Origin of the sequence: Pedobacter gandavensis, from assembly GCF_014172405.1 — a bacterium.
GTDB classification, from domain to species: domain Bacteria; phylum Bacteroidota; class Bacteroidia; order Sphingobacteriales; family Sphingobacteriaceae; genus Pedobacter; species Pedobacter gandavensis.
Genome location: NZ_WNXC01000003.1, coordinates 33,783 through 51,370 on the forward strand (window position 1 = coordinate 33,783; position 17,588 = coordinate 51,370).

Annotated in this window: 1 protein-coding gene; it reads right to left on the reverse strand. The window is 44.9% G+C overall.

Features of this window, described 5'->3' with window-relative positions:
* Positions 1–21 precede the first annotated feature (21 nt).
* Positions 22–17,337, reverse strand: coding sequence for a T9SS type B sorting domain-containing protein (locus GM920_RS10390; RefSeq protein WP_182956727.1), 17,316 nt, complete (start codon positions 17,335–17,337; stop codon positions 22–24).
* Between the last annotated feature and the right edge of the window lie 251 nt (positions 17,338–17,588).

Here is a 17,588-nt window from a genome sequence, read left to right on the forward strand (position 1 = left end):
TGTAGCGTGTTCTTAAATGTTCTACCTTTTAATAAATAACCAACCTTTGAACGTTGTTGTCGGGCCCGATTTCTCTCTTCTCAAAATCAGATAATAATAGGTTCCCTCGTTCAACTGACTACCATCCCAATCATTGTTATAATTGTCTGATCGGTAAACCTCATTACCCCATCTGTTAAAGATCGTCACCTGAGTTCCCGGATAATTCTCCAGTCCTTTGATTTTGAAAGTATCATTACTTCCATCACCATTTGGTGTAATGACATTTGGAATAATAAAATCAGCATTTTCTACGGTAGTAGTTACGGTATTACTACTTACTTCCGCAGTACCTGTAGTAGACAAGGCCCTTGCTGTATTCTCCAGTTTTCCGGTAAAGGATTTTGATACCGTACCGGTAATGGTTAACACAATTTTATTTGCCGTACCTGCTGGAAGGTCGGAAATCAGATTTATGCGGCTGCCGGTACCTGTACCACCAGAAATAATTTTGGCCGTACCCAATGCTTCAGCAGTCCATTTTACATTTTGAATATCTGAAGATACCAAATCGGTAACTGTTAAATTATCTGCATTACTTAGGGAAGGATTGCTTACCTCTATCACATATGTAATTGCATCACCGGATTTCAATTGTGACGGACCTGTTTTGTTGACAGTCACCGTTGGTATCTTGCTCACTACTGTCGCTACCGGAGGCGTCACCACTGCTGGAATACCCGGCTCTGCTGGTTTCGCCGTAGCAATATTGCTCAATGTTCCGGCGAATCCCCCATTTACGGTACCAGTTACGGTGATGGTTATTTTATTTGCTGCACCTGATGCAATATCTCCGGTTACCGCCAAGACGTTACCTGTTCCGGTTGCACCGGTAGTTACTGCAGCCGTTCCAGCCGTATTGGTTGTCCATTTTACATTGGTAATTTCCGCAGGAACGTTATCGGTAATCAGAGTTCCTTTCGCATTACTCAATCCTGTATTTCCAACTTCAATCACATAGGTAATATTCGAACCTGCACTAATGGTAGCCGGCCCCGTTTTCGTAATGGTTATCGATGGTTTAGCAACGGTCACCGTGGTTACCGGAGGAGTTACCACAGGCAGATTACCTGGCTCTGTTGGCGTCACCGTGGCTGTGTTACTCAATGTGCTAAAATTAGCAGCGTCAACTTTTCCGCTCAGGTTTATCGTGATCCCATCTGCAGTACCTGCAGGAATCGTTGCCGTTACGCTAAGGTTATTTCCTGTCCCGGTTGTTCCATTGCTAATCGTTGCTGCTCCGTTGGCAACAGCAGTCCAGGTTACCCCCGATAACTGTGCAGGAACTAAATCGCTGATCACTGCATTTTGTGCAGTACCCGGACCATGATTAACCACGTTGATCTGGTAAGTCATCATTCCACCTGCAGTCACTGTTGAAGCTCCTGTTTTAGTGATTCTCAAGGCCGACAAACTAGTTACCGTAGTGCTCACCTGTGCATTGATCACTGCTTTACCAGGATCTTCAGGGGTAAGGCTTGCTTTATTAATTAAAGTTCCAGCATAGGTAGGACTTACCTTACCTATAATATTCACGAGGATACTACCATTTGCAGGAACATTAGCGGTCAGCACAAGGGTATTCACGTTACCCGTAGCACCTGCACTAATTGTTGCTCCGCCAGTCAGTGTGGTGGTCCAGGAAACATTCGTTACCGCAGCATCCAATACATCCGAAACTTTAACACCTATTGCATCTGATGGGCCGTCATTTTTAATGGTCAAAGTATAGCTGATGGCTTCCCCTGAATTTAATGTCCCAGGACCACTTTTCGCTAGACTTAAGCTTGCATTATTTACAATTGCTGTAGTTACAGTATTAGAATTCACCACTGGATTACCCGGTTCTGAAGGTTTAATTGTTGCAGTATTGCTGATATTTCCTGCGGTGGTATTTCCAGGAACCAAACCAGTAATATTTACTGTAATGATCCCATTTACAGCTGGAAGGTCTGCAATCATCAACAGCGTATTCCCTTGTCCAGTTGCACCAGATTTGATCAAGGCCGCACCAGAAACATTAGTTGTCCAGTGTATGTTAGTCAATTGGGCAGGAATTAGATCGGTAATCTCCGCATTCACTGCATTACCCGGACCATTGTTACTAATGGTCAACGTATAATTCACCGTTTTCCCAGCCTCAATACTATTCGGCCCAGATTTCACAATTTTCAGTGCCGATTTATTCAACACATTCGTGGTTACGGCTGAAGAAGTCACTGCCGGATTACCCGCTTCTGATGGAGTTACCACAGCTGAATTCAACAATACGCCACTAAAACCTGCATCGATAATCCCATTGATGGTAATCGTTACCTCATTGTTCACACCTGCAGGAATATCTGCATTTACACCTACTGTGTTTCCTGTTCCAGCAGCTCCAGAGTTAATCAGGGCATTGCCGGTGGCCAGCGCTGTCCAGTTGACTGCTTTTACGTTAGCTGGCACCATATCCATAATTTGTGCCTGACTTGCGTTACTCAATCCATTGTTACGTACTTTGATCGTGTAAGTGATTGCAGAGCCGGAAACACCATCCTGAGGACCAGCCTTACTAATTGTTAGTCCGGAAACCGAGCTAATCACGGTTTTCACTTCACTGGTATTGTTGGACAGGTTAAAATCAGAGATACTTACTGGTAAGGTCACTGTCGCAATGTTACTGATATTTCCGGATGGGACACTTGCTTTCACGGTACCATTCAGGGTAATTAACACATAATTACCTGCACCTATGGGCACATCTGCATTCAGCAATACCGAGTTATTAGTACCACTTGATGCACCATTAATTACTGCGATACCATTTGCCTGAGCAGTCCAGTTGATCCCGCCAATTTCCAATGGAATCTGGTCTCTGATGATCAATCCAGCCACATCTCTTGGCCCCTGATTCGTTACTTTAATCGTGTAAGTAATCGCTGATCCGGAGATCACTGCCTGCGGACCAGTTTTTTCTATTTTAACATCGGTAGACTGATTTACTGCCGTTACCACAGAGCTTTTACGCTCTCCATTGGCAGTTACCGTCACCGTATTGGTAAACATCGCATTTGCCGTACTTTTCACGATACCATTTACTGTAATCACTACTGCAGTATTTGGATCGGCATCTGCTGGGATATCTGCCGAAGTCGCAATCGCGTTGGTTGTACCAGATACAGCTCCTTTCAAGATAGCGCCACCTGAAACCGCAGCGGTCCAACTGCTTACCGCCACATCATTTGGTACGGGATCGGCAATCATTGCATTGACAATATCTCCTGCTCCACCGTTTCTAATCACAATCGCATATGAAATCGGATCACCGATATTTACTGTTGCCGGACCGCTTTTCGATACTTTCAATACCGGGTCATTGTTGATGATGGTTGGCACAGTACTGGTATTTGAGCTTAGTTCCGGATCGGTAATTAAACTGCCCACAGGGAAATAAGCGGTAGCCGTATTGGTGAATACCGTTTTATCCAGATTACTGGCTTTTACTTTTCCAAGAATCTTGATTTCGATTGATCCTGTTCCTGAAGGAATATTTCCGGTCAGATTAATATCTCCGGTTCCAGTTGCCTGACTTAAGGTAGCTCCACCTTGCAGTGTACTTGTCCAAGTTGATCCTGCTTCCAGATTTGGAGGAATCACGTCTTGAATCAATACGCCAATGGCATCACTCGGTCCATCGTTTACGATACGCAAGTTATAACTCATCATTTCTCCAACTGCAATATCGGCGGGGCCTGATTTACTGATTCTAACATTTGCCACTCTGCTGATTGCAGTACTCACCGTACTACTTGCCGGACTTGGATCTGTTACCCCTGCACCTGGCATAGCCGTTGCTGTATTAATCAGAATGGTTCCTGTGTAATCAGCATTTATTTTTCCATTCAGCAGGATTTGTACATTACCATTGGCCGCTGGAATCGCAGCGGTAACATTCACATTGCCAGTTCCAGTTGCAGGGCCGCTGATTACTGCACCATTTTGTCCTATGGCCGTCCAGTTTAACACTGTAAAACCAGCTGGTACATTGTCTACAATATTTGCCGCAGTAGTATTACTTGGGCCCACATTTGTCACATTAATCGTATAGGTAATCTCAGAACCAGCAACCACTGCTGATGGCCCTGTTTTCAGAATCTGAAGATCCGCAGTTCTCAGCAGTCCTGTAGTCACTTCTTCCGAAGTTATCGGAGGATTTCCTGGTTCAGCTGGCGTAGCAGTAAAGCTATTTTTCAGGAATGGGCCAGTAAAACCAGGGTCTACTACCCCTTTAACCGATACAGTAACGGAGTTTCCAGAACCTGCAGCGATGTTGACGCTTGGATTAACCGTACTTCCCGAACCTGTACCATTTGAAACTACACTTGCAGTACCGGTAACACTGGTTGTCCAGCTTACATTATTAATTCCCGCAGGAACCACATCCTTAAGTGCCAGATTTACGGCATCCCCAGGACCATCGTTGTAAACTTGTAAGGTATAATTGATGCTTTCACCTGCCGCGATAGTCGCTACTGCAGATTTAACTGCTCTAATATTTACCGTATGGTCTACGGTAGTAGTCACCGTATTTGAATTTACCGAAGGATTTCCTGGTTCAGACGGTGTGGCGATTGCCACGTTAGTCAAGGTTCCGACAGCGGCTGAAGCAGGTACTTTTCCGGTGATGGTGACTAAAATTTGATTGGCAGCACCAGCAGGAATATCTCCTGTCACTTGTACCTGATTTCCAGTACCCGTTGCGCCTGTTGTCACAGCAGCAGTTCCTTGCGTAGCTACAGACCAGGTAACTCCGGTTAATCCCGCAGGCACCGCATCTGCAATTTGCAAACTCCTTGCATCCGAAGGACCATTATTTCCGGCTAACAGCGTATAAGTCACTGATTGTCCTGCTGAAATTTGTGATGGGCCGGTTTTGATCAGGCTAACTGATGATATGGAGGTCATGTTAGTCGTCACAGTTGAACTTGCAGGAACTGTTCCAGGTTCTGATGGGGTAATTGTTGCTTTATTTACCAGCGCTGCTGTTGCAGATGGGCTAACCGTTCCTTTAATGGTTACCAATATTGTATTACCCGCACCTGCAGGAACATTGGCATTTATAGCTAAATTATTGGTATTTCCAGTTGCGCCGCTTACCACACTTGCTGCACCATTGGCTACTGCCTGCCAACTGACCCCGGTAATATTTGCAGGGATCGCATCCGTGATGGTCGCATTGTCAGCATTCGCTTTCCCTGTATTACTGATACTTAAAGTATAAATGATCTCCTGCCCTGCAGCAATAGTACCAGGGCCATTTTTCGCAATGGCCAACACTGGTGTTTTACTTATGATCGAAGTAGTCGATGCATTGACCGGAACGGTTCCTGGCTCTGATGGTGTTGCTACAGCAGTATTAGTTAGGTTACCCTGATAAGCAGGATCTACTGTTCCTTTTACTGTGATGGTGATCAGATTACTGGCACCAGTCGGAATATCACCATTTAAAATCAGCGCATTTCCGGTTCCAGAACCACCTGTGTTAATCACTGCGGCTCCGGAAGCTACACTTGTCCAGCTCACATTGCTCAGCAATACTGGCACTGCATCCGTAATGGACAATGCTGTTGCATTACTCAAGCCTGTGTTTCCGGCTATAATGGTATAGACCATTTCTGATCCGGAGATCGTTGCCGCAGGACCAGTTTTTGTCAGGGTAATTCCTGGCTTCGCATCCACTACTGTTTCCACTGGTGGTGTGATTACATTAGGGAAATTAATTAATGGCACTGCAATAGAGGCCTCATTATTCAGCGTTCCAGAAAAAGCAGGATCCACTGTTCCAGTTAAGGTAATCGTGATTTTATTATTGGCATTACCTGCAGGGATATTGGCCGTCAGTGCTATAAAATTACCTGAACCTGTACCACCACTCAGGATTGATGCTGTTCCTCCAGAAACGGAAGTCCAGCTCACATTACGCAATTGGGTAGGAACATCATCAACGATGGTTACTCCAGAAGCGTTACTCAATCCATTATTAACCGCAGTGATCAGGTAAGTAACCGTTCCACCTGCCGTTGCCGTAGGCTGTCCGGTTTTGGTGATAACCACGATTGGTTTTTGATCAATATTAGTCTCCACAGGGTTACTATTTACCGGAGTTATTCCCGGTTCTGATGGTGTAGCAATGGCCATATTGACCACTTTCCCCTGGGCAGCAGGATTGATTGTTCCGGTAATACTGATGCTGATTTTATTATTGGCACCAGCAGGAATATTTGCATTTAACACCACATTTCCGGTTCCGGAACTTGCCCCGTTAATGGTACTTATTCCTGCTGTACTGGCTGTCCAGCTCAGTCCTGTTATTGCCGGATCGATCTGATCGGTAATATTCAGATTTTTAGCATTACTCAGACCGGTATTGATCACCTCTACCACATAAGTTATCGTACCACCTGCAGTGGCTGATGCCGGGCCAGTTTTATTCACTACAATCACTGGAACCTGATTTACCGTGGTAACCACTGCTGGAGTTACCACTGCTGGAATTCCTGGCTCAGCAGGGCTAGCTGTTGCAGTGTTACTTAAAGTACCTGCATAGGCCGGGTCTACCGTACCTGTGATGGTAATGGTGATTTTATTCGCTGCACCTGCTGGAATATTTCCGTTAAGCACCAGGGCATTGCCAGTTCCCTGGCCGCCGCTATTGATACTACCGCCAGCAGAAGTACTGCTGGTCCAGCTTACATTTTTAATATTTGGATCTATGCTATCTGAGATGACCAGGTTAGTTGCATCACTCAAACCGGTATTATTTGCTTCTATGTTGTAACTAATCTGACCACCGGCAGTCACTGTTGCCGAACCTGTTTTACTTAAATTGATTTCTGGTTGTTTCGTTACAATGGTTTCTACCGGCGGAGTCACTACTGCTGGATTACCCGGATCAGCAGGGGTCACAGTGGCGATATTGCTGAGTGTACCCGCATAAGATGCCAGGATGGTGCCTGTAACCTCAATCACAACTTCGTTTTGCTGACCTGCAGGAATATTCGCTTTCACACGCAAGCTGTTGCCTGTTCCCTGTGCGCCTTCCGTAACTACTGCGGCTCCTAAGGTGGTGGCCGTCCAGCTTACAGATTGCAATTGCACTGGAATTGCATCCGTAATCAAGGCATTCAGGGCAGTACTCGGCCCGGTATTCGTTACCTTAATCTGGTAAGTCATCACCTGACCGGCAATGGCATTTGCAGTTGCGCTTTTGCTAATTTGCAGGTTTGTTAATTTACTTACAACTGTTACGGCCTCTGCATTCACAGGCTGTTCACCTGGCTCTTGCGGACTCAATAAAGCAGTATTCGTTAAAGTACCGGCAAATAAAGGATCTACTGTTCCTTTTACATTCAGCAGGATGGTTCCATTTAATGGAATATCTGCTGTCAGGTCGATATTATTTCCAGATCCTGTGGCACCACTAGTGATCAATGTGCCACCTGTAACGGTACTCGTCCAGGAAACATTTTTGATGTCTGCAGGCACAGCGTCCGTTAACCTGGTAGCCGTGGAATTTGAAGGACCTGTATTTTTAATGGCTAGTGTATAAGTGATGTTTTCTCCGGCATTTAAGGTTGGAGGGCCTGATTTTGTTAAGCTCAGTGTTACATCTTTCACAATTCCCGTGGTCACTTCATTAGAAATAACCGGCGGATTGTTAACATCTGGAACAGCTGGGGCTACTGAGGCCGTATTACTAATACTTGACAACTGGCTGTTTGCCGGAACATCCGCCAGGATCGTCACCACCAAATTACCAGAACCTGCCAAGAAATTAGCGGTCAAAGAAACAGGATTAACATTCCCGGTTGCTCCGGCTGTTACTACTGCACCAGTAGTGGTAGCTGTAGTCCAGCGTACATTCGTTAAACCTGCAGGAATCTGATCACTAACGATCAGCCCTACCGCATTACTTGGACCTGCATTGCTTAGCAATAATTGATATTGAACCGTTGTTCCCGCAGCCACACTAGATGGTCCTGTTTTTACAATACTCACAGCCGATTTATTGATGACCGTAGTGGTTACATTTTGTGACGTAACCGGAGGATTCCCTGCTTCCGCTGGCGTAGCTACTGCATTGTTTAACAAAGTGCCACTAAAGCCTGGGTCAATTGTACCTTTCACTACAATTGCCACCTCATTACCTGCACCTGCCGGAATATTTGCGGTTAGCGAAACCAAATTATTTGCGCCTGCAGTACCTGTTGCACCAGCTGTAATATTGGCTGTTCCAATCTGGCTGGAGGTCCAACTTACATTTTTAACATTTGCTGGAACAGCATCAGTAATTACGGTACCAACCGCGTTACTTGGTCCGGCATTCGCCACAATAATAGTATAAGTAATTTCCGATCCGGAGATTGCATCTGCTGGTCCCATTTTACGTACCGACAATCCGGATTTTGAGGCCACTACTGTTGAGGCGGTGCTGGTATTGTTGGTTAGATTAAAGTCTGACACCCCAGCAGGAAGCGTTACATTTGCTATGTTATTAATCGTAGCCACATTTGTAGCGGGATCAACAGTCCCCTGAACATTGATGAGGATATAATTTGCTGGATCTGCATCAATCGAAGCAGTAGTTTGAATATTGTTTGTACTTCCACTACTGGCACCAGTAATTGCAGCCGTTCCGAAGGCTGTAGCCGACCAGGTTACGTTTTGGATAACCGCTGGTATTACATCTGAAATACCAAGGCCAGCCACATTGACTGGACCGTCATTACCTACCTTTATCTGGTAACTAATTGGGGAACCGGCAAGGATACTCTGAGGACCATTTTTCTCGATGTAAATATCGGTAGACTCATTTAATGCGGTTACAACAGCACTCTCTTTGATGCCATTTGCTTCCACTGAAACCGTATTGGTAAAGCTCGAGGCCGCCGTCGTTTTCACAATACCCTGAATGGTCACTGTGATCTTAGAAGGGGGATCACCTCCTACAGTAGAAGGGATATCACCATAAGTGATCACTGCGTTACCTGTACCAGAAGCCGTTCCGTTTTGTAATCCCTCAATAGAGGCTCCATTTGAGGCCACTGCGGTCCAGCTGCTCACGGCAACTGAGTTAGGCACGACATCAGTAATCGAAGCATCAGTGATATTACTCAATCCATTATTTTTAACTTCTATGGTATAAGTAATCGGATCGCCGATATTGATTTTGCTTGGTCCGCTTTTAGACACTGCTAAATTAGTTTCTACCAAAATAGCGGTAGTCACTGAGCTTGTATTAGATCCCAGATCAGGATCTATAATCGAGCTTCCGTTAGGGAAAAGTGCAGTAGCCGTATTCACAAAGGGCTCTGTAGCACCCGGACTCACTATTCCCTTGATGGTCACATCTACGACACCTGTTTTAGAAGGAATATCCGCGTTAAAGGTTATATTTCCGGTACCATTCAACGTATTGTTTACTGATCCACCATTTAACGCTGCTCCCGTTGATGCTACAGCAGTCCAACTTACATTAGTTACTGCTGCATTTGCAGCAAACAAATCACGAACCTGGACAGCTTGTGCAAAACTAGGTCCATCATTTACAATTCTTAGGGTATAAGTAATATCCTCACCGGCAGTAATATTTGCCGGGCCAGATTTTACAATTCTCACATTGGCAGATCGGCTGATCGCTGTAACTACCGTACTTGTTGCCGGTGTCGGATCGCTAACACCTGCTTCCGGAGTTGCAGTGGCAATATTTGTCAATATACTTCCTGCATAAGCCGGGTCAATGGTTCCGCTTACATTAATGGTTACGGTACCTGAATTCGCAGGGATTGCTGCTAGCACATTAATGCTGTTGGTATTCCCTGAAACCGGGCTGCTAATCACCGCACCATTCTGTGCAGTAGCAATCCAGGTTACCCCCGTAATTGCTGCAGGAATCGGATCTACAATACTTGCATTGGCAGTATTTGATGGCCCTGCATTATTCACGGTAATGGTATAATTGATCGTTCTACCTGCAACTGCGGTTGCCGGGCCTGTTTTTGAAATCTGCAGATCCGCGGTTTTATTAATCAGTGTAGTCGTCGTATTAGAGTTTACGGTCGGATTTCCTGGTTCTAAAGGATCCACGCTAAAGGTATTTACCAATTGTGTTCCAGTAAAATCAGGATCTACTTTACCGGTAACCGTCACCAAAATCACATTGGCAATTCCTGCTGGAATATTTGCGCGAAGACTCAAAGAGTTTCCTGTACCAGTTCCACCAGAAACTATCGATGCAGCGCCATTCGCGTTTGTGGTCCAATTGACATTTGTGATACCTGCAGGTAACTGATCTGAGATCAGCAAATTCTGCGCATCACTAGGGCCTGTATTTTTCACCTCTAAAGTATAAGTGATGTTCTCTCCTGCCGAAAGTACTGCTGTGGCAGATTTAACCGCGGCGATGGTCACTTGTTTATTAATCGTAGTGGTTATCGTATTGGAATTTACCGGAGGTATACCATCTTCTGTCGGACTGGCCTTCGCCACATTGGCGAAAGTGGTAGCTGTTGTGTTAGCTGGCACGAGGCCGGTTATGGTCACTAGGATTCTGTTTCCAGTACCCGCAGCAATATTTCCAATCACAGTTACACTGCTACCTGTGCCAGTGGCGCCAGTCGTTACTGCTGCTGTACCTTCCGATACTGCAGTCCAGCTGACATTGGTTAAAGGAGTTGGAATTGCGTCAGTAATATTAAGGTTTGTTGCATCCGAGGGGCCAGTGTTACCGGCAATCAGCATATAGGTAACCATTTGTCCTGCAGCGATCTGCGAAGGACCAGATTTAGACAAAGTAATCCCTGGAACAGATTTTAAGGTCGTGGTTACCGTAGAAGTAGATGGATTAGCACCTGCTTCAGCTGGTGTTACAGTTGCGGTATTTACTAAACTACCAGTTGCTGCCGAACTCACATTCCCTTGAATATTTACACGGATTATATTGGCTAATCCTGCCGGGATGTTTGCATTAAAACTCAAGGCATTTGTACTTCCTGAAGCCGTGCCAATAATTGTCGCTGTTCCTCCTGCATCGGCTGTTGCCGTCCAGCTAACATTCGTAATTCCTGCTGGAATTGCATCTGTTATCGTGGCATTTGTTGCATCTGAAGTTCCTCCATTACCAATCGTTAACGTATAATTGATTTGCTGACCTGCAGAAATGGTTGCAGGTCCTGTTTTTTGAATGGCCAGTACCGGTATTCTACTGATGGTACTGGTACTGGTTGCCGACTTGGCTACCGTTCCAGGCTCTGCTGGCGTAGCGGTTGCCGTATTGCTTAATGTCCCACTGAATGATGAGGCAACTATACCTTTTACCGTTAGGGTAATCGTATTGCCTGCACCTGCCGGGAGATCGGCATTAAGACTGATTGCGTTTCCACTTCCGGTGACAGTCCCATTAATTAATGCGGTACCTCCGGTTACTGCTGACCAGCTGACACCAGCAATGGTTGCCGGTACCTGATCTGCAATGACCAATGCTTTGGCATCCGAAGTACTAAAGTTATTTACGGTAATGGTATAAGTAATATTTTGCCCGGCTACCAATGCTGCTGGCCCGGTTTTGGTAATACTCAATTCTGGTGTGCGCGTCGCGGTAGTCGTTACTGAAGAGCTGACTGGTGTTGCGGCATTTTCTGTTGGTGTAGCGGTTGCAGTATTTACGATACTACCATTAAAGGATGGATCAACTGTTCCTCTAACGGTCAGTGTAATTTTATTGGCAGCGCCGGCAGGAATATCACCAGTCACAGAAAGGTTATTTCCAATGCCTGTAGCACCGAGGTCAATCACTGCTGCCCCGCCAATTGCAGTCGTCCAGGTTACATTTTTAATGCTTGAAGGCACTATATCTGCAATCACTAAATCAACGGCGTCTGAAACTCCGGAATTCGCTACAGTAATCGTATAGGTAATTTGGTTACCAGCAGTAATTGTAGCCGGGCCAGTTTTCAAGATACTTAAAGCGGGTTGTCTAACGGCCTGACCTGTACTGGTAGCCGATTTTACCAGGGTTCCAGGTTCTGCAGGTGTAGCGGTTGCGGTATTCGCCAAGCTTCCAGAAAAACCAGCACTCAAAGTTCCGCTAATATTGATTACAATTTTATTGGCTGCTCCTGCCGGAAGGTTTCCGGTTACACTAATTGCATTGCTAGTTCCGTTTCCTGTACCAATTACCGAGGCTGTACCTTGCGTACTGGTACTCCAAACGACATTGCTCAGCTCCGCAGGCACTGCGTCTGTGATCACTAAAGCTTTGGCATCAGCAGTACTGGTATTGGTTACGGTCACAACATAGGTTACTTGTTGTCCGGCAACTAAAGTCGCAGCTCCGATTTTCGTAATCGTCAATATTGGAGTACGACTCACCTGAGTGGTTACAGTTGAGCTGGAAGCCACACCACCTGTTTCTGATGGCGTAGCAATAGCGGTATTGCTTAGGGTACCGCTAAACGATGGATCAACGATACCATTGATCGTTACCAAAATTGCATTAGCAGCCCCTGTTGGAATATTTCCTTTCAGACTGATGGAGTTGTTGCCTCCCCCATCATTTGGGCCGATGATTGTTGCAGTGCCTTGCACTGTTGCATTCCAGGTCACTGTATTTATATTAGCCGGTATTACATCCGTAATACTTGCATTCAGGGCATCACTCAGCCCATTATTTGTAATTTTCAAAGTATAAGTAATCGGATTTCCTGCCTGTGCGTTTGTTGGTCCGTTTTTCAACATTACTAACCCTGATTTACTGGAAACTGTAGTCAGTACGGTATTAGAATTTACCGGAGAAACGGCTTCCACAGGCGTTGCGGTTGCCGTATTGCTAAAGCTGCCTGTGGCAGAAGGCAATACGGTTCCGGTAACATTAATAACTACCGTATTGGTTAATCCTGCAGGAATTGTTGCAGCAAAACTGATATTATTTCCGGTATTGCTGGCATTTCCTGTAAAGGTAGCCGAACCAGTTTTACTCAGCGTCCAGTTGACATTATTAATCTGCGCAGGAATCAGGTCTTTAATGGCTGTACCAATGGCATCGCTGGTACTTGTATTTTTAATAATGATTTTATAGGCAATTGCATCTCCCGCAATCACATTTGCCGGGCCATCTTTCTCTATAACCAGTACTGGTTTTCTATCCACCGGACTCGTTACTGTAGATGTTGCCCCGTCTGGATCTGGAATGATTGGAGAAGTTACCGTTGCTGTGTTCACCAGGTTACCAGAGTAATTGGCTGCCACAGTACCATTTACATCAACGGTAATGCTATTGCCAGCACCAAAGGCGATGTTACCGGTTACATTTACAGCATTACCAGCAGAAGTATTCTGGGTAACTGCTGCTGTGCCCATGGCATTGGCACTAATTGCAAGGACGGAAATATCAGCAGGTACATTGTCCAGCAGTTTTAATCCAGTAGCATCACTTGGTCCATTGTTGGTGGCCACAATGCGATAAACGATCGGTTGTCCGGAAACAAATGGTCCTGGAGTTACTACTGATTTCGTTACTTTAATATCTGCGAGTCTGGTATAATTAATCAGGACTTCATCAGAAGAAGGATTACATGTTCCATTAGATACTGTCCAGATTAAAGTTGCAGAGGTTCCTGGGGCAATCGTAACCAAGGTATTTGCTGCGGTTGGTGTGGCAATTGTTGCGGTACTTCCTGCTTTAACCGTCCATACTCCTGTTCCTGAAGTTGGACCGTTGGCATTCATGGTGAATGCACCAGAATTGTATTGGGTAATATCAGGACCTGCATTTGCAGTTGTTGGATTGTCAAAATTAGTCAGTGTTACATAGCTCACTGAAGAAGGACAAGCTCCAGCACTAATGGTCCAGGACAAAGTCGCTGTTTTCCCTTTTCCGATATTTACCGTACTATTTGGGAGTGTTACATCATCAATCACCGCTTGTCCGGAAACTACAGCCCATACACCTGTTCCCAAAACCGGTACATTTCCGTTCAGCCGGAATAAATCCACCGCACATTGTTGTTGGTTAGCACCTGCGTTAGAAGGCGTAGGGGCAAGATCAATATAGATAATTACCGGAACGCTGACAGACGTACAGGAACCAGAGCTCACCGTCCTACGGAATAGCGTCATTTGAGACACAAGTCCGGGAGTTAAATTAACGGTATTACCACCTACGACTGCCCAAGTAATACCAGAATCTGTACTTTTTTCCCATTTGTAAATAAAAGTGCCATTACCACCAGAAGGTGTTGAACCCGTAATCACACCAGGATCCGTTGGCCCACAAAAGACAGATACTACTGGTACAGTCAGCGCGTTTCCAGAAATTGCCGGCGTCACCGTAACCGCAATAGCCGAAGTATTTACCGGTCCACATCCTGAGGCTGCAGAAATCACCGTTCTGCGATAATAAGTAGTTTGAGTAATTGGGCTGCTTGCGCTATAACTAATTTGCGTAGCACCTGCAATGTCAGCAAAACCAGTAGTTGCACTCGTGGTACTACTTTGCCATTGGTAAGCATAAATCTGATCCCCACCGGTAGCAGGAGTCAATTGATTGAGTGTGGCAGGTGTACCTGTCGAACAGAAAGCTTGCGCGTTACCAATCGTACCCGCAGTCAGTACCGGATTTACCGTAAATTTAATCGGATTGCTGGCATTTGCCACCGTACAAGCTCCTGAGGTAGCCAAACGGCGATACCAGGTTGATACGGTAATATCTACCGGATCATAATTTGCTGCGGTTGCTGCAACTATATTGGTATAGGTAATATTGTCTGTACTGGATTGCCATTGATAAGCTGGAGTACCATTACCACCAAGCGCTGTTGAACCGGTCATCAGACCAGGATCACCTGTACCACAAAGTGCCAGGTTAGCAGGAGGAACAATCGTATTCGAAGTAATAACTGGTTGTACAGTAATTGTCACCACATTACTGGTATTTAGACAAGCACCACCTGTCACATTTCTACGATAAGAAGTAGTTGTTGTTAAGCCAGGAGGGGTATAATTTGCCTGGTCATTGGTGCCGGTTGCTACGGTCCAGTTTCCGCCGTTCACACTTTGTTCCCAACTATAAGTATAAACCCCTGATCCACCGCTTGGCACTGCTCCTTGTATGGAGGCTGGTGATAAACCTGAACAAATCGTTTGGTTGGCGGTAATTGTATTCCCTGTAATCAAAGGTTGAACAACCACATTAATAGTCGTCATTGGGCCTTCACAAGTACCGTTACTTGAAGTTACATAGTAACTTGTCGTACCAGCGGTAGTGGTTGATGGTGTAGGTGCAATTGTACTTCCCATTCCTCCAACAGGAACCGTATACCATTTTAAATTCGTACCGGTTGCCGTTAGCGGAGTCGCTGTTGCACCCAAGCAATAATTTACCGTGGAAGCAGTAGTATTTGGTGCAGCTGGAATGGCATAAGTAAGTACATTAGCAAGATTGTTGGTCGCATCTGCGTCTAATGCATAAAAAACCGCAGCCTGGTTTACCCAGGGTCCCCCAGTAGCAGGTCCTACAGCTTTTATGATAATTGGTGGATAGGCAAATCCTGAAGCCAAAGGATCGGAAAGCGTTCTGGTGAAATTATAAACACCAGAAGCCAATGTCACCGTCCAGCCCGTACCCGAAGGTGTACCTATCACAGTGAATCCTGCAGGTGGGGCATATCTTACTGTAATTAGTCCAACTGTTGATGTTGCACCCTGGTTGGTCACTAAATAATTAAAAGTATTCCCACTAGGTAGATAACATGTATTGTCTACTGTCCCTGAGATCGCCAAATCAACATTTTGCCTCAAAACATTGGTCGAAACCGAATAATAGTTATTGGTTAAATCGGTATCTGTAATACCAGTTGCTGAGGGATCAACCCCGACAGAATTTTTTAGAATACTGTTGCTATAATTGTTATTAATCGTACCTCGAATGGTAAAGCTACTGGTGGTATTCGCCGCCATATTCAAGGTTGCATTGAAAGGATTAGTTCCTCCTGCTACAGTTGTTCCATTCGTATATCCTGGAGCAGTATTTCCACTGTTTCCGTTATTACTAAAAGTAATGCTATTTATCGTAAAATCCGCTGGTGTAAGCAGTACATTGTTTGAATTCCTTAGTGTATCCGCTAATTTCAACCCCGCAATCCCGGCATTAGTAGAGTTGGTCACATTTACAGTATAGGTCAAATCCTGACCTGCCAATGCACTGGATTTATCCACTGCTTTATCCACCCGAACTCCACCCGGGGTTGTAATAATCACATTTCTGACTTCATGATTGTTTACCGAACCACCAGTTGAACCGGCAAAGCCCAATTTCAGATTTGCAGGAGGTAAAGTCGCCATTACATAAGGACCTAAAACCGTCGTAAAACTACCCGTTAAAGTAGTTTTCATCTTCACCGTCACCTGATATTTGCCATTGTTTACACCTCCTACAATAGGGATGATTTCGATCTGAACTCTTCTGTAAAAAACAGTTGGATCTGGCCTTGAAGTGACAGCAGTAGGATAATCTACACCACCAGAAACACTTGCACTGGTCAGGTATTTGTAGTTTTCTGCTTCAGCGCCCCTCATAGAGATTCTATCTGGCCATAACGTTCCGGTATTGGTCGATGCCCCTCCGGTTCTACCCTCTCCAGGGTTAGAGAAGTTACCATATTCATCTAAACCAATCCCCAAATAACCTCCAACTACACCAGCATGGTCATTCGCACCACCAGTACTGATTGGAGCATATCCAAGAGAACCTCCTTTACCTCCAATAGAATTGGGTTTTGTGGCATCGTAAAGAAAAACAGAAAAGCCATCAGCTGGCCCAAGACCAACTACGATTCTACGCCAATCGGTATATTCGAAATCGACCAAGACGCCTAAAGTAGAAGGGAAAGATTGATTTACATAACCATATCCAATCTTATTCGTAGAGTCTGGAGTCAGCCTTAACCAACCATTATTCACCGGGTCTTCTTTCCCCGAAGTCAGCTTAGCACTTCCACCAATTGTAATATTTCCAGTGGAACTGCCCTTAAAATTTTCAGTAATCGTAAACTGTGCTTTTGCAGATGGGATTAGCATTGCAAAAAAAAAGAAACAAGTCAGATAAGAACAAACTTTAGGTTTAAAACCTTTTGCATCTGCCAGTCGGCTAAAGATCAGATTAAGCTGATCGAGCAAATAAAAGAAAGTCTCATTATAGAAATTGGAAGATGAGTTTTTGGAAGTCATCAAGACTCCCGGCTGCGGTAAAAGTCTACTCATAGGGAAGGGTATAATAAATATAGAAAATCAGCGTTACACAATGATTCTACCGAGCCCTTTACAATTCACGTTCCACCTTAGGGGAAACACCCTTCCTTCCTTAAGACATCAGTATATTCATTTTACCTAAAATATATAAAAAAAAATCATTTTCAATAATCAAACACAACAACATACCTATATTAAAAATAGATTTCATTAAAATTACACCAAAAAGAAATAAAGAGAAAGCAATATAAAATCCTTTAAAA